This is a genomic window from Stenotrophomonas sp. YJH_SMC_21 (assembly GCF_059369555.1).
Genome location: NZ_JCAFSU010000017.1, coordinates 52,147 through 66,301 on the forward strand (window position 1 = coordinate 52,147; position 14,155 = coordinate 66,301).

The following is a 14,155-nucleotide window of genomic DNA, read 5'->3' on the forward strand; positions in this document are numbered from 1 at the left end:
AGTAGGCTTGAAGCTTTCCTGCCGGGAGGGGTTGTCCATGCGTGTGCGTGCCGTTGCTGTTGCCATCGCCCTTTGCCTGTCCAGCACCGTGCTGGCCGCCGATACCCCGCCGATGACCCCGGACATCAGTGGCAAACCCTTCGTTGCCCCCGACGTCGGTCGTGACTACGACAAGCGCGTGGTGATGGTGCCGATGCGTGATGGCACCAAGCTGTATACGGTGATCGTGGTGCCCAAGGGCGCCCGCAACGCACCGATCCTGCTGACCCGCACCCCTTACGATGCCGCCGGCCGCGCCAGCCGCAGTGATTCACCGCGCATGCGCGACCTGCTGCCGCAGGGCGATGAGGTGTTCGTCGACGGCGGTTACATCCGCGTGTTCCAGGATATCCGTGGCAAGTACGGCTCCGAAGGCGATTACGTGATGACCCGGCCGCTGCGCGGGCCATTGAACAACACCAAGGTGGATCACTCTACCGACGCCTGGGACACCATCGACTGGCTGGTGAAGAACGTTCCGGAGAGCAATGGCAAGGTCGGCATGCTCGGTTCGTCGTACGAGGGCTTCACCGTGGTGATGGCACTGACCGACCCGCATCCGGCGCTGAAGGTGGCGGCACCGCAGAGCCCGATGGTCGATGGCTGGATGGGCGACGACTGGCTCAACTACGGGGCGTTCCGCCAGGTCAACTTCAACTATTTCGCGATGCAGACCGAGAAGCGCGGCAAGGGTACGCCGCTGCCCAGTCTCGGCTACGACGACTACAGCACGTTCCTGCGCATCGGGTCGGCTGGCGACTACGCGCGCTTCACCGGCGTGGACCAGCTGACCTGGTGGAAGAAGCTGGTCGAGCACCCGGCTTATGACGCCTTCTGGCAGGGCCAGGCGCTGGATGCGGTGATGGCAAAGACACCGCTGAAGGTGCCGACCATGTGGCTGCAGGGCCTGTGGGACCAGGAGGACATGTGGGGTGCCAACCACGCCTACCAGGCGATGGAAGGGCGCGACAGTGGCAACAACCGCAATTACCTGGTGATGGGGCCGTGGCGGCACAGCCAGGTGAACTACAGCGGCAGCGAACTGGGCGCGCTGAAGTTCGACGGCGATACCGCGCTGCAGTTCCGCCGTGATGTACTCAAGCCGTTCTTCGACCAGTACCTGGTGGATGGCGCGCCGAAGGCCGACACGCCGCCGGTGCTGGTCTACAACACCGGCGAAAACCACTGGGATCGCCTTGAGGGTTGGCCGCGCAGCTGCGACAAGGGCTGTGCTGCCAGCAGCAAGCCGTTGTACCTGCGGGCCGGCGGCAAGCTGGCATTCCAGGCGCCGGCGGCGGGCGAGGGCGACTTCGAGGAGTACGTGTCCGACCCGGCCAAGCCGGTGCCGTTCGTGCCGCGTCCGGTCCGCTTCGGTGACCGCGACATGTGGACCACCTGGCTGGTCAAGGACCAGCGCTTTGTCGATGGTCGCCCGGACGTGCTGACCTTCATCACCGAACCGCTGACCGCGCCGCTGCGCATCGGCGGCGCGCCGGTAGTGCACCTGCAGGCCTCGACCAGTGGCACTGACAGTGACTGGGTGGTGAAGCTGATCGACGTGTATCCGGACCAGGAAGCGTCGACGCCGGAGATGGGTGGCTACGAGCTGCCGGTGTCGCTGGCGATCTTCCGTGGCCGCTACCGCGAAAGCTTCAGCGATCCGAAGCCGCTGGCCGCCAACCAGGTGCTGCCGTACCGTTTCGACCTGCCCAACGCCAACCACACGTTCCAGAAGGGCCACCGGGTGATGGTGCAGGTGCAGTCCAGCCTGTTCCCGCTGTACGACCGCAACCCGCAGACCTACGTGCCGAACATCTACCTGGCCAAGCCAGGCGATTACCAGAAGGCCACGCAGCGGGTCTGGCACAGCGCGGCGCAGGCAAGCTACATCGATCTGCCGGTGTATTGAGGCGGAGAGGATGACGCCGGGCATAGCCCGGCAGCACGTGGTAGTGCCGGCCGCTGGCCGGCATCCGCGATGGGGCAGGAGCGTGTCGACCAAGGTCGACACCCACCAGAGCGGAGCCATGGCACGTCGATTCAGGCGGCTGCGGTAGTGCCGGCCGCTGGCCGGCATCCGTGATGGCGCGGGAGCGTGTCGACCAAGGTCGACACCTACCAGAGCATCAGCCTTCACCCCACCTTCGAGGGGCCCGTGCGCCAGCGGCTGGGGACCAGGCCGAAACGCTTGCGGAATGCCGCTGCGAAGTTGCTGGGATGACGGTAGCCGCTGGCGGCGGCGGCCTGCTCGACCGTCCAGCCGTCCTCGCGCAGGCCCTGTTCGGCGTGGCGCATGCGCTGCTCGTGCAGGTAGTCGAACACCGAGCAGCCGTACTGCTGGGCGAAATGACGGCGCAGCGAGCTGGGGCTCATGCAGGCCAGCTGGGCCAGCTCGACCAGGCTGTGGGCGTGGCTGGGGTCGTCATGCAGGTAGGCACGCACGCGCTCCAGGCGCTCGCGCTGGCCGGCCCGCAGCGTTCGTACAGGGTCGGTCTGCAGATCCTCGGCCTTCAGGCCAACGGCCAGCAGCTGCAGAGCAACGCCCTCGCGCCACAAGGCGTCGATGCCATCTTCCCATGGGCTGTCGAACAACTGGCCGAGTACCGGCAGCAGGGTATGCGGAATGGCCCAGTGGCGGCATTCCAGGTGGCTGTTGAGCGCGGTCTCCAGCTGCGGCAGATGGAACAGATCCGGATCGATCTGGCCGGGCACCATGACGCTGACGCCGCGCATGCGCGTTTCGCCGGGATGCGCACCGGTCATCTCGACCTGCTCGCGGTGGTGCGCGGTCATCGCCGTGCCGGCGCGCAGGGTGAAACCACCGCGTCGCGGAATGCGCACATCGACCTGGCCCTGCAGCATCACGCGGATGGCCAGGCCGGGACTCTGCTGGGCGGTCGCTACATAAGGAAAGCGATTATGGACGTCGGAGGCGATCAGGCTCATGCCGCCGCGCAGGAACTGCTCGTTGACCTCGCCATGGCCGGCCCACTGGTCGTCGCGCAGGTGTTCCGGGTCAGCGCGGTAATCGAAGCCATGACGGTGGCCGAAGCGGCGGTAATCGGCAAAAGTGAAGTATCGGGACATCGCTCGGCACGTACTTTGGAGGTGGACGCTGGCATGACCTCGCCCACGCGCTCTGCAACGCAGATGCGGATCCGGTCGTTACCCGCGCAGGCATGCTGGGACGCAGTGGCGTGGGCACTCTGGATGGCTGGGGAAACGCCAGGTTGAATGGAGTGTGTCGAAGAAACTGGAAACGTTTCCCATTGTCGCCTCGATTCGCGCGCTTTTGATTCCAATAGGGTCAAAACGATTGACGATTACGGCCAAAGTGAAAATGCCGCCGAGCATACGCCGGCGTTTTGCATGCATATCCGTACGCAATTCCATACATCAACTTGAGTTGAGGTTTCATGGCTGGAACGATCGCCCGTAGACGCGGTGTCAGCCAGGCCATCACATGCACGCGCGTAGGGTGGGGCGGTTGGCTGCTGCAGGCCACTTCGATACCCCCACTGATGGAGAACACAGATGATTGACTACCAACTCACCGGCAAGACCGCGATCGTGACCGGCGGCGTGTCCGGCATTGGTCTGGCCGTGGCGCAGACCCTGGCGGCGTCCGGCGCGCGGATCTCGGTCTGGGACCTGAAGCAGGATGCGGTGGATGCCACCGTGGCGCAGTTGCGCAATGCCGGTGCACAGGCGATTGGCATCGCGCTGGACGTCACCGACGACGCAGCGGTGGAGGCGGCGGTGCAGCGCACGATCAAGGAACTCGACGGCCTGCATGTGGCGGTCAACAACGCCGGTATCGGCGGGCCGGCCGCCAGCAGCGGTGACTATCCGATTGATGGCTGGCAGCGGGTCATCGACGTCAACCTGACCAGCGTGTTCCTGTGCCAGCGTGCGCAGATCCGGGCAATGCGAGCCGCTGGAAGCGGCGGCAGCATCATCAACATGGCCTCGATCCTGGGCCAGGTGGGGTATGCCGGTTCCACCGCTTATGCGGCGGCAAAGCACGGCGTGGTCGGGCTGACCCAGACCGCCGCGTGGGAACATGCCGCCGACGGCATTCGTGTCAACGCGGTCGGCCCGGGCTTCATCAGCACACCGCTGCTGGAGAAGATGGACCCGAAGGTGCGCGCCACGCTGGAAGGCCGTCACGCCTTGAAGCGGCTGGGTACGGCCGAGGAAGTGGCGGCGCTGGTGGCCTGGCTGGCCAGCGACGATGCCTCGTTCGCGACCGGCGCGTACTACGCCATCGATGGTGGCTACCTGGCGCAGTGAGCGAATGCGGTCAGTAGATCCACGCCATGCGTGGATGAAAGCGTGCGGTGAAGAAGGCGTGCCATCGCCTTCACCGCCGTCCCACGATCGCCGCGCGACGCTCCGGGAAAACTCCGGAGCTTTCCCATGGAACTTACCCAGGATGTCTCGATCCTGCTGCGCGTTGCCGCAGCGATGCTGTTCGGCGGCGTGCTCGGCGTCGAGCGCGAGATGGGCAAGCACGCCGCTGGCCTGCGTACGCACATGCTGATCGCAGGGGCCGCCGCGTTGATCGTCGGCCTTGGCGACTCGGTGGCCGAGCATTTCCAGCAGGAGCGCTACCGCGACCTGCTGCAGGTTGATCCGGTACGCCTGATCGAAGCGGTGGTGGCCTGTGTCGGCTTCGTTGCCGCTGGCACCATCCTGCGTGGGTCACGCGAGGACCAGGTCAGCGGCCTGACCACGGCCAGCTCGTTGATCATGGCGGCGGCCATCGGGATTGCGGTGGGGATCAGCAAGTACGTGATTGCAATCGGCGTGAGCGTGCTGTGCGTGCTGGTGCTGGCGGTGATGCGGCGGTTGGAGAAAAGGATCTCGTAGGGAATCTCGAATTGCCGGCCAGCGGCCGGCACTACCATGCGGACTGAATGGTCGGACCAATATGGCATCTAGCCCTATGGTCTAATAGGTTCCTCGCCGGAGTGGCGGTTAAATCCGCTGCAAGTGGTCTGATCGAAATCATTATTGGTACTACCAATAATCGACAGCCACGGCGATCCACCGCCTGCGGTGGGGCACCTTCCGCATCCAGTCGAGAGTCTTCATGCAGCCCTGGCAACACCTGTACGACCCCGCCGGCAACCTGTGGTTGTCGAGCCTGATCGCGCTGCTGCCGATCGCGTTCTTCTTCGTTGCCCTGGCCGTGCTGCGCATGAAGGGCTGGCTGGCCGGCACGATCACCGTGGCCATCGCGCTTGGCGTGGCCCTGCTGTTCTACCGCATGCCGCTGAGCCAGGCGCTGGGTGCGGCCGGCTTCGGCTTCGTCTACGGCCTTTGGCCTATTGCCTGGATCATCATCGGCGCGGTGTTCCTCTACAAGGTCTCGGTCAAGACCGGTCAGTTCGACATCATCCGCGCTTCGATCCTGTCGGTGACCGAAGACCAGCGCCTGCAGATGCTGATGGTCGGCTTCGCCTTCGGTGCCTTCCTGGAAGGCGCGGCCGGTTTCGGTGCGCCAGTGGCGATCACCGCGGCATTGCTGGTCGGGTTGGGCTTCAAGCCGCTGTATGCCGCCGGCCTGTGCCTGATCGTCAACACCGCGCCGGTGGCGTTCGGTGCAATGGGCATTCCGATCATCGTGGCCGGGCAGGTCACCGGCCTGGATGCCTTCGAGATCGGCCAGATGGCCGGCCGCCAGCTGCCGTTCCTGACCGTCATCGTGCTGTTCTGGATCATGGCGATCATGGATGGCTGGCGTGGCATCAAGGAAACCTGGCCGGCGGTGCTGGTGGCCGGTGGCTCCTTCGCCATCGCGCAGTACCTGACCTCCAACTTCATCGGTCCGGAACTGCCGGACATCACCGCCTCGCTGGCGTCGCTGGTCTGCCTGACCCTGTTCCTGCGCCGCTGGAAGCCGGTACGGATCTTCCGCTTCGATACCGAAACCAGCGCCGAGGCGACCGCACAGGCACTGGAGGCGCCGCGCTACAGCGTCGGCCAGATCGCCAAGGCGTGGTCGCCGTTCCTGATCCTCACCGCGATGGTCACGCTGTGGAGCATCAAGCCGTTCAAGTCGCTGTTCGCGGCAGGCGGCCCGCTGGAAAGCTGGGTGCTGAAGCTCCCGGTGCCGGGCCTGGACCAGAGGGTGCAGAAGATGCCGCCGATCGTGGACGCGCCGCTCAGCTATGAGGCGGTCTACAAGTTCGACTGGTTCTCGGCCACCGGCACCTCGATCATCCTCGCGGCGGTGATCGCGATCATCGCGCTGCGCATGCCGGCCCGGTCGGCGCTGCAGACCTTCGGCGAAACCGTGCGTGAGCTGCGCATGCCGATCTACTCGATCGGCATGGTGCTGGCCTTCGCGTTCATCGCCAACTATTCGGGCCTGTCGGCAACGCTGGCGCTGGCACTGGCGCACACCGGCGACGCCTTTCCGTTCTTCTCGCCGTTCCTGGGCTGGCTGGGCGTGTTCCTGACCGGCTCGGACACCTCGTCCAATGCGCTGTTCTCGGCGCTGCAGGCGACCACCGCACAGCAGATCGGCGTGTCCGACGTGCTGCTGGTGGCGGCCAACACCACCGGCGGCGTCACCGGCAAGATGATCTCGCCGCAGTCGATCGCCATTGCCTGCGCGGCGGTTGGCCTGGCCGGCAAGGAATCGGACCTGTTCCGTTTCACGGTCAAGCACAGCCTGGTCTTCACCACCATGGTCGGCCTGATCACCCTGGCCCAGGCCTACTGGCTGACATGGATGATTCCCTGAGCCATGCCGCGCGGCCTGACCCCCTGTTACGCGCTTCGGGCCACAATGGCGCCATGAGCACGCAACGTATCTCGGACAAGGTGGCCGCACAGCTGCGCGGCCTGGTGCAGGAACAGCGGCTGCAGCCGGGCGACCGGCTGCCGGCCGAACGCACCCTGGCGGTGCAGCTGGGGGTCTCGCGAACGGCGTTGCGCGAGGCCATCGCGCAGCTGGCCAGCCAGGGCCTGCTGACCGCACGGGTCGGTGGCGGCACCTACGTGGCCGAACCGGCGGCGCGCGCGCGGCAGGCGCTGGATGAACCGCTGGCGCCGTACCTGCCGCTGTTCCAGGGCGACCCGGAATACCGCTTCGACGTGCTGGAGATCCGCCATGCGCTGGAAGGCGCCACCGCCTGGCATGCGGCGCTGCGTGCCACCGACGAGGACCGCACGCGCATCGCGCAGGCCTTCCAGACCATGATGGACGCGCACGGCAAGGACGACCCCACCGGTGAAGCGGAGGCTGACGCGGCCTTCCACCTGTCCATCGCCGAGGCCTCGCACAACCTGGTGCTGCTGCAGGTGATGCGCGGCCTGTTCGAACTGCTGCAGACCAACATCTCGCAGAGCCGCGAGAAGCTCTACACCTCGGCGAGGACCTTCTCGCCGCTGTCCGACCAGCACCGCGAGATGATGGACGCGGTGCTGGCCGGCGACCCCGAACGCGCGCGCGCCGCCGCGCATGCCCACCTCGAGTTCGTGCACACCACGCTGCGCACGCTCGATGACAACGAAGCCCGGCGTGCGCGGGCCTCGCGTCTACCTTCCCCACACGGTTGACCCCATGATCATCTCCGCCTCCACCGATTACCGTGCTGCAGCGCAACGCCGGCTGCCGCCGTTCCTGTTCCACTACATCGATGGCGGCGCGTATGCCGAGCACACGCTGAAGCGCAACGTTTCCGACCTGTCCGACATCGCGCTGCGCCAGCGCATCCTGCGCAACATGTCCGACCTGAGCCTGGAAACCGAGCTGTTCGGCGAAACGCTGGCGATGCCGGTGGCGCTGGCGCCGGTTGGCCTGACCGGCATGTATGCCCGGCGCGGTGAAGTGCAGGCGGCGCGCGCGGCCGACAGGCGCGGCATCCCGTTCACGCTGTCGACCGTATCGGTGTGCCCGATCGAGGAAGTGGCACCGGCCATCCAGCGGCCGATGTGGTTCCAGCTGTACGTGCTGCGCGACCGTGGCTTCATGCGCAACGCACTGGAGCGGGCGCAGGCCGCTGGCGTGACCACGCTGGTGTTCACCGTTGACATGCCGGTGCCGGGTGCGCGCTACCGCGATGCACACTCCGGCATGAGCGGCCCGAATGCCTCGCTGCGCCGCATCGGCCAGGCCATCACCCATCCGCACTGGGCGTGGGACGTGGGACTGTTCGGCCGCCCGCATGATCTGGGCAACATCTCCACCTACCGTGGCAACCCGACCGGGCTGGAGGATTACATCGGTTGGCTGGGCAGCAACTTCGATCCCTCCATTTCCTGGAAGGACCTGGAGTGGATCCGCGAATTCTGGAAGGGCCCGATGGTGATCAAGGGCATCCTTGACCCGGATGACGCGCGTGATGCGGTCAGGTTCGGTGCCGATGGCATCGTGGTCTCCAACCACGGTGGCCGCCAGCTGGACGGCGTGCTGTCCACCGCGCGCGCACTGCCGGCGATTGCCGACGCGGTACAGGGCGATCTGAAGATTCTCGCCGATTCGGGCATCCGTACCGGCCTGGACGTGGTGCGCATGCTGGCGCTCGGTGCCGATACCGTGCTGCTGGGGCGTGCCTTCGTCTATGCGCTGGCCGCGCAGGGCGAGGCCGGCGTGGCCAACCTGCTGGACCTTATCGCCAAGGAGATGCGCGTGGCGATGACACTGACCGGTGCGCGTCGCATCGCTGACATCGGCCGCGATTCGCTGGTCAGCCTGCCATGAGTGGCCACGATGCCGTGCTGGCACAGTTGCGCGACGCGGTCGGCAGCCGCCATGTACTGACCGGTGACAAGGCTACCCGCCGCTTCCGTCGCGGCTACCGCTTCGGCGATGGCCCGGTACTGGCGGTGGTGCGTCCGGGTACCTTGCTGGAACTGTGGCACGTGCTGCAGGCAGCGGTGCAGGGCGGGGCGGCGATCATCCTGCAGGCGGCCAATACCGGGCTGACCGGTGGCTCGACCCCGGACGGCGATGACTACGGCCGGCCGATCGTGCTGGTCAGCACGCTGCGCCTGACCGGCATCCAGCTGTTGAACGAAGGCCGCCAGGTGCTGTGCCTGCCCGGTGCCACGCTCGACCGCCTGGAGCAGACGCTGGCACCGCTGGGCCGTGAACCGCATTCGGTGATCGGCTCGTCCTGCATCGGCGCCTCGGTGCTGGGCGGCATCTGCAACAACTCCGGCGGCGCGCTGGTGCGCCGTGGCCCGGCCTACACCGAGCTGGCGCTGTACGCGCGGGTCGATGCGCAGGGCCAACTACAGCTGGTCAACCATCTCGGCATCGCGCTGGGCGATACGCCCGAGCAGATCCTGCAGCGCCTGCAGGCCGGCGACTACAGTGCGTCGGATGTGGGGGACGGCGACGGCCGCGCAGCCTCCGATCCGCGCTACGCAGACGAAGTGCGCAAGGTCGACGCCGATACCCCGGCGCGCTTCAATGCTGATCCCAGCCGCCACTACGAGGCTGCCGGTTCGGCCGGCAAGCTGGCGGTGTTCGCGGTGCGCCTGGATACCTTCGAAAAGGAGACCGCCGAAGTCTTCTACATCGGCAGCAACCGCACCGACAGCCTCACGGCGATCCGTCGCCAGCTGCTGACCGGCTTCGAGCGCCTGCCGATTGCCGGTGAGTACATCCACCGCGATGCCTATGACATCGGCGAGCGCTACGGCAAGGACAGCTTCCTGCTGATCGATCGCCTCGGCACCGCACGTGTACCTGCCGCGTTCGCATTGAAGAGCCGCGTCGACGGCTGGTTCGAACGGCTGGGCCTGCGTGGGGTGACTGACCGGGTGATGCAGGTTCTGACCGGCCTGCTGCCCTCGCACCTGCCCAAGCGCATGGGCGAGTTCCGCCAGCGCTACGAGCATCACCTGTTGCTGAAGGTCTCCGCGCAGGACGCAGCAGAAACCGAGGCCTGGTTGCGCGGCTTCTTCGCCGGGCACGAAGGCGGCTTTTTCCACTGCACGGCCGAGGAGGGGCGCAAGGCGTTCCTGCATCGCTTCGCCGTGGCCGGTGCCGCGGTGCGCTACCGCGAAGTGCATCGCGGGCAGGTGCAGGACATCGTGGCGCTGGACATTGCCCTGCGCCGAGATGACGCCGACTGGTTCGAGCAGTTGCCGGCCGATATCGACGGCCGCCTGCTGCACAAGCTGTATTACGGGCACTTCCTGTGCCACGTGTTCCACCAGGACTACATCGCGCGCAAGGGCGAGGACCCGATGGCGATCGAGCACGCGATGTGGGCACTGCTGGACCAGCGTGGTGCCGAGTACCCGGCCGAGCACAACGTCGGCCACCTGTACCCGGCCAAGCCCGCATTGGCCGGGTTCTACAGGCAGCTGGACCCGAGCAACACGTTCAATCCCGGTATCGGCCAGACCTCGAAGGCCAAGGGCTGGGGTGGCTGCGATTGCGGATGATGTAGAGCCGACCCTATGCTCGGCTGCTCCTGCCGACATACAGCAGACGAGCATGGCTCGACGCCGCCCGGGCAACGGTTACCATCGGAGGCCCATCCGCAGGAGCCATCCATGCCCACCGCCGCCGTCCGCGCCACCCTGTGCACTGCATTGCTGGCGACCCCGCTGCTGGCGCTGGCCCAAAGCGCGATCCTGCCGCAGCAGCGCGATGCCGCCGGCAACGTGATGGAGCCGCTGGGACAGGTACTGATCGCGAGTGAGACTGGACCGTCGGGGCTTTATGACTGCACGCGGGACGGCAACTGGTGCGTACGCGTGCAGCCGGTTGCCGAGGAGGGTAACCGGCCGACCGTGCTGGAAGTGCTTGAGAAGGCACCGGGCCAGGGCAAGCCGCACACCTACCACGTCAGCATCGACGTGCCGCAGGAAAGCGAGCTGTCGCTGTGGCCATGGATCGTGCGGCTGGCCCCTGGCGTGGGCAGCGATGAACCGGTGACCGACCCGCAGCAGCGCGCCCGCCAGAATGTGCTGGTGGGTGGCATCGTCAAGTTCAGCACCATGTACTCCGGTGGAGGTGCCGACGCGTCCACGCTGCAGCTGGCACGCGTGCGTCACCTGCAGGACGACATCCAGGTGGACGACGACGTGCTGACCGTGCCATGGCTGGGCAATGCGATGATCCGCGCCTGTTTCAGCGAGCAGGACATCAAGCAGCGCGCCGGTGCCTGCCACGACGAATACGGGTTCTCGGCGAAGCTGGCGCTGGATACGGTTGCCGAGGGCATGCCAGTGCTGCGCTACCGGACCGTGGCGACCCGGTACCCGGCCGGTGTTTCGCGCTTCGAGGATTCGCTGGCCAGGGGGCCGCTGAAGAAGCAGGATCTGCGCATCGAACAGGACCCGGCGTGTACCTACACGCGGCTGTTCCGCTTCGGGGCGGGGATGTTCCACCCGGACCAGGCACTGCCGGACTGTGCCGGCTATACCGAACCCTGAATTGTAGAGTCGAGCGATGCTCGACGGGTCTTCGGACGGGCGGCGCGAAAAGCCAGTCGAGCATGGCTCGACTCTACAAAAGCGGTGGTGGCGCTTACTCGCAGCGCGTGGACGTGATGACGTTGTCCTTGTCCACGAACACGCGCAGGCGGTCCTGGCGGATGTCCTTGGTGGTGATAGTGCTGGGGCCGATCGGGTTGACCAGGCCGGCACCACTCTCGCGGGACAGGCGGCGGATGTTGGGCTCATTGGCCGGCTGGCCGATCGCCCAGCCCAGCTGGCTGGCGTCGCAGCGGCCGCTGCCTTTGACTTCCGGGCCAGGGGTGCTGACGCAGGCCGACAGCAGCAGGGCAGAGGCCGGCAGCAACAGGGACAGACGGAATGCAGACATGCGAGCGCTCCTGCGCAGGGGAAGATGGCGGGAACGATAGCACCGAGCGTGCGAAAGGCGTCAGCGCCCCGGTCATTGCCGGCACAGCGTGGTCATTGCATAGTGGGAGCAATGGCTGGCAATACGCCAGCGGGCAGGCCGGGCCTTTCCGGCGCAGGTGTTGGATACGGGATACGGTATGACGGCAGGCAGTTTCCGCGGCAAGGACAAGACGATGACGGCGCTGGTGTTGTCGTTGCTGGGCGTAGCGTTTGCCGCCTCCGCCTCCGCCTCCGCCTCCGCTGCCGATCCGGAACCCGCGCCGGTCGAAACCCCGGTATTCGGTGCCTGGCGCAACCTGCAGACCGAATCCGGCTACGCACCGGCCCAGCGTAACCTGGCCTTCGCCATGCTGCCGCAGGCGGCCACCCGCGGTGACCGTTTCGCCATTCTTGACCGCGAAGGCAAGCGCACGGTGTGCTGCCTGCAGGTGGCCAGCCCATCGCTGGGCGTGGCCGCGCTGCGCGAGCAGTACCACCTGCCGCAGGCCTGGGTGACCGACCTGAGCAATGGCCGCAGCCCCGCACGTCCCTATGTGCCGCACGTCTATGCGATGCAGCGGGTGGACGAGCTGGCCGACTACAGCTTCGCCGATGTGCCTGGCGCCTACAGTGACCTGGGCGGGCTGCTGATTCCGGAAGGTGCCGCGCTGGAGGCCGACGGCAGCGCCGTGCGCCTGGGGGACACCCGCTACCCGCTGCATTTCCAGCGCCAGCCGCACGCCGATGACGATGGGGCGCTGGACCGCTACAGCCTGCAGGCCGGCGAGGGTGCCGCCCCGATCGTGGTTGAAGTGCCGTTCGGCACCTACTGATTGCAGCTTCGCACTGGCTAGAATGCAGCGCGGCGCTGTCTGCCGTGCCTGCTCCGTGAGTCGTTGCCGTGTCCCTGCGCCCCTTCCTGCTGTCGTCCCTGCTGCTGTTGTCCGCCTGTGCCAGTGCGCCGCCGCCGCCGGCCCATTCCGATGCATTGTGGCGATTGATCGAACGTGACTGCCGGGGCGCCGAAGGTCCACGCGGCGACTGCCTGCGCGTGGAGACGGCCGCAGACCGCCGCGATGTGCTGGTCAAGGATGCGCACGGCGACTACCAGTTCCTGCTGATGCCGCTGGACAAGGTCAGCGGTATCGAGAGCCGCAGCCTGTACCAGCGTGGTGCACCGAACTACTTCGCTGCCGCCTGGCAGGCGCGCAGCCACACCGAACAGGCCCTGCGGCAACCACTGCCGCGCAACGTCGCCAGCCTGGCGTTGAACTCGCCGCACGGCCGCTCGCAGCACCAGCTGCATATCCACGTGGATTGCCTGCGTGCCGACGTGCTGCAGGCGCTGGACACGCATGCTGCCGCTCTCGGCAGCCGCTGGGCACCGCTGCCGGTCCTGCTGCGCGGCCATCAATACCAGGCACGGCTGCTGGCGGGCGCGGAACTGACCGCCAATCCGCTCAATCTGCTGGCTTACGACCTCGCAGGCGTGGACGATGTTGGTCAGTGGAGCCTGGTCGTGGCCGGCCGGGACGCCGTGCAGGGCGTCCCGGGCTTCATCCTGCTGGCGACCCGGGTGGACGCCGGCACCGGCAACGAGGCCAGCGCCGAAGAACTGCAGGACCACGCCTGCTCGGTGCTGACCGGCGCAGGCGACGCGTTGGAGCGGGTCCGCTAACCCGGTGGCTGCTGGCGGCTGCGCCAGACCGGTGCAGTCAGCGCCAGCAGCTGGCGGTCCTGCCAGCCATCCAGATCCAGATGATGGTCGCGCAACAGGCCTTCGTGCTCGAAGCCGAAGGCGTGCAGCGCAGTGGCGAACGGGTCACTGCAGTCCGGTGGCAGCATCACGAACAGGCGGTGCACGCCCACATCCTCGAACAGGAACGGGCACAGCGCGCGCAGCGCTGCATCCACGTGCGGGTGCCAGTGCTGCAGCGACAGAAGCTCGGCGCAGCGCGTATGCAGGGACTGCAGGCGGACATGCAGCTGGTCCAGGACAGTGCCGTGCTCGTCATCGAACACACCCAGCAGCAGCTGGTCGTTGTCCTGCTCCAGCCGCGAGCGATGCATGTGGGCAAGGAAGCGGGCTTCTTCGTCGATACCGGCCGGATGGCGGCGGCCGCGCCGGCGGCGGTCATCGAACAGGCGCCAGCGCGGCAGGTCGGTACGCTGGAACGGGCGCAGGGTGACCGGTGCGGCCTGCAGCTGCAGCAGGTGACGGCGCAACACCGGGCGCAGCGGGGGGAGGGGGGATGTGGGGTACGGGGTCATCATCCCCGGAACGATGGCAATGCCC

13 protein-coding genes are annotated in these 14,155 nt (G+C 66.8%); 10 read left to right on the plus strand and 3 right to left on the minus strand.

Annotated features, from left to right (window positions below; all coding sequences use genetic code 11):
- Positions 1–37: 37 nt before the first annotated feature.
- Positions 38–1,948 carry a CocE/NonD family hydrolase gene (locus tag AC5P67_RS17590; RefSeq protein WP_180874397.1) on the plus strand — a complete coding sequence of 637 codons (1,911 nt, stop codon included), beginning with the start codon at positions 38–40 and terminating at the stop codon, positions 1,946–1,948.
- Positions 1,949–2,172: 224 nt separating this feature from the next.
- Here the strand turns inward: AC5P67_RS17590 and AC5P67_RS17595 are convergent, their stop codons facing one another.
- Positions 2,173–3,126 (minus strand): helix-turn-helix transcriptional regulator, encoded by a 954-nt coding sequence (locus tag AC5P67_RS17595; RefSeq protein WP_005413776.1) that lies wholly within the window; start codon positions 3,124–3,126, stop codon positions 2,173–2,175.
- Between the two features lie 447 nt (positions 3,127–3,573).
- On the opposite strand from AC5P67_RS17595, the gene AC5P67_RS17600 reads away from it, so the two are divergent.
- The 7 genes from AC5P67_RS17600 to AC5P67_RS17630 all read left to right on the plus strand — a co-directional run bounded on the left by AC5P67_RS17600 (position 3,574) and on the right by AC5P67_RS17630 (position 11,448).
- Positions 3,574–4,332 carry an SDR family NAD(P)-dependent oxidoreductase gene (locus tag AC5P67_RS17600; protein ID WP_012480580.1) on the plus strand — a complete coding sequence of 253 codons (759 nt, stop codon included), beginning with the start codon at positions 3,574–3,576 and terminating at the stop codon, positions 4,330–4,332.
- Positions 4,333–4,458: 126 nt separating this feature from the next.
- The gene (locus tag AC5P67_RS17605; protein ID WP_005413774.1) at positions 4,459–4,911 is read left to right on the plus strand and encodes an MgtC/SapB family protein; all 453 of its coding nucleotides are present in this window, start codon (positions 4,459–4,461) and stop codon (positions 4,909–4,911) included.
- A 223-nt stretch (positions 4,912–5,134) separates the two neighbouring features.
- Positions 5,135–6,793: an L-lactate permease gene (gene lldP / locus AC5P67_RS17610; RefSeq protein WP_114619061.1), complete on the plus strand. Its 1,659-nt coding sequence runs from the start codon at positions 5,135–5,137 to the stop codon at positions 6,791–6,793.
- A 53-nt stretch (positions 6,794–6,846) separates the two neighbouring features.
- Positions 6,847–7,611, plus strand: a complete 765-nt coding sequence (gene lldR / locus AC5P67_RS17615) for a transcriptional regulator LldR (protein ID WP_012480578.1) — start codon at positions 6,847–6,849, stop codon at positions 7,609–7,611.
- Positions 7,612–7,615: 4 nt separating this feature from the next.
- Entirely contained in the window at positions 7,616–8,755 is a 1,140-nt protein-coding gene (lldD, locus tag AC5P67_RS17620; RefSeq protein WP_150359931.1) for an FMN-dependent L-lactate dehydrogenase LldD, read from the plus strand.
- Positions 8,752–10,452 (plus strand): D-lactate dehydrogenase, encoded by a 1,701-nt coding sequence (dld, locus tag AC5P67_RS17625; protein WP_150359930.1) that lies wholly within the window; start codon positions 8,752–8,754, stop codon positions 10,450–10,452. Before lldD ends, dld begins: the two co-directional genes overlap by 4 nt.
- A gap of 111 nt (positions 10,453–10,563) precedes the next feature.
- Entirely contained in the window at positions 10,564–11,448 is an 885-nt protein-coding gene (locus AC5P67_RS17630; protein WP_099529726.1) for a hypothetical protein, read from the plus strand.
- Positions 11,449–11,542: 94 nt separating this feature from the next.
- Here AC5P67_RS17630 and AC5P67_RS17635 read toward each other — a convergent pair whose 3' ends face one another.
- Complete coding sequence (locus AC5P67_RS17635) at positions 11,543–11,839, minus strand: hypothetical protein (protein ID WP_005410030.1); 297 nt, start codon at positions 11,837–11,839, stop codon at positions 11,543–11,545.
- A 178-nt stretch (positions 11,840–12,017) separates the two neighbouring features.
- Here AC5P67_RS17635 and AC5P67_RS17640 point away from each other — a divergent pair, with 178 nt between their 5' ends.
- Positions 12,018–12,692, plus strand: a complete 675-nt coding sequence (locus tag AC5P67_RS17640) for a decarboxylase (protein ID WP_111108302.1) — start codon at positions 12,018–12,020, stop codon at positions 12,690–12,692.
- 68 nt (positions 12,693–12,760) lie between these two features.
- A complete protein-coding gene (locus AC5P67_RS17645; protein ID WP_150359929.1) occupies positions 12,761–13,537 on the plus strand; it encodes a CDP-diacylglycerol diphosphatase in 777 nt (258 codons plus the stop codon).
- Here AC5P67_RS17645 and AC5P67_RS17650 read toward each other — a convergent pair.
- The gene (locus AC5P67_RS17650) at positions 13,534–14,133 is read right to left on the minus strand and encodes a GNAT family N-acetyltransferase (protein WP_049403499.1); all 600 of its coding nucleotides are present in this window, start codon (positions 14,131–14,133) and stop codon (positions 13,534–13,536) included. The two genes, AC5P67_RS17645 and AC5P67_RS17650, sit on opposite strands and share 4 nt — an antisense overlap.
- Positions 14,134–14,155 lie beyond the last annotated feature (22 nt).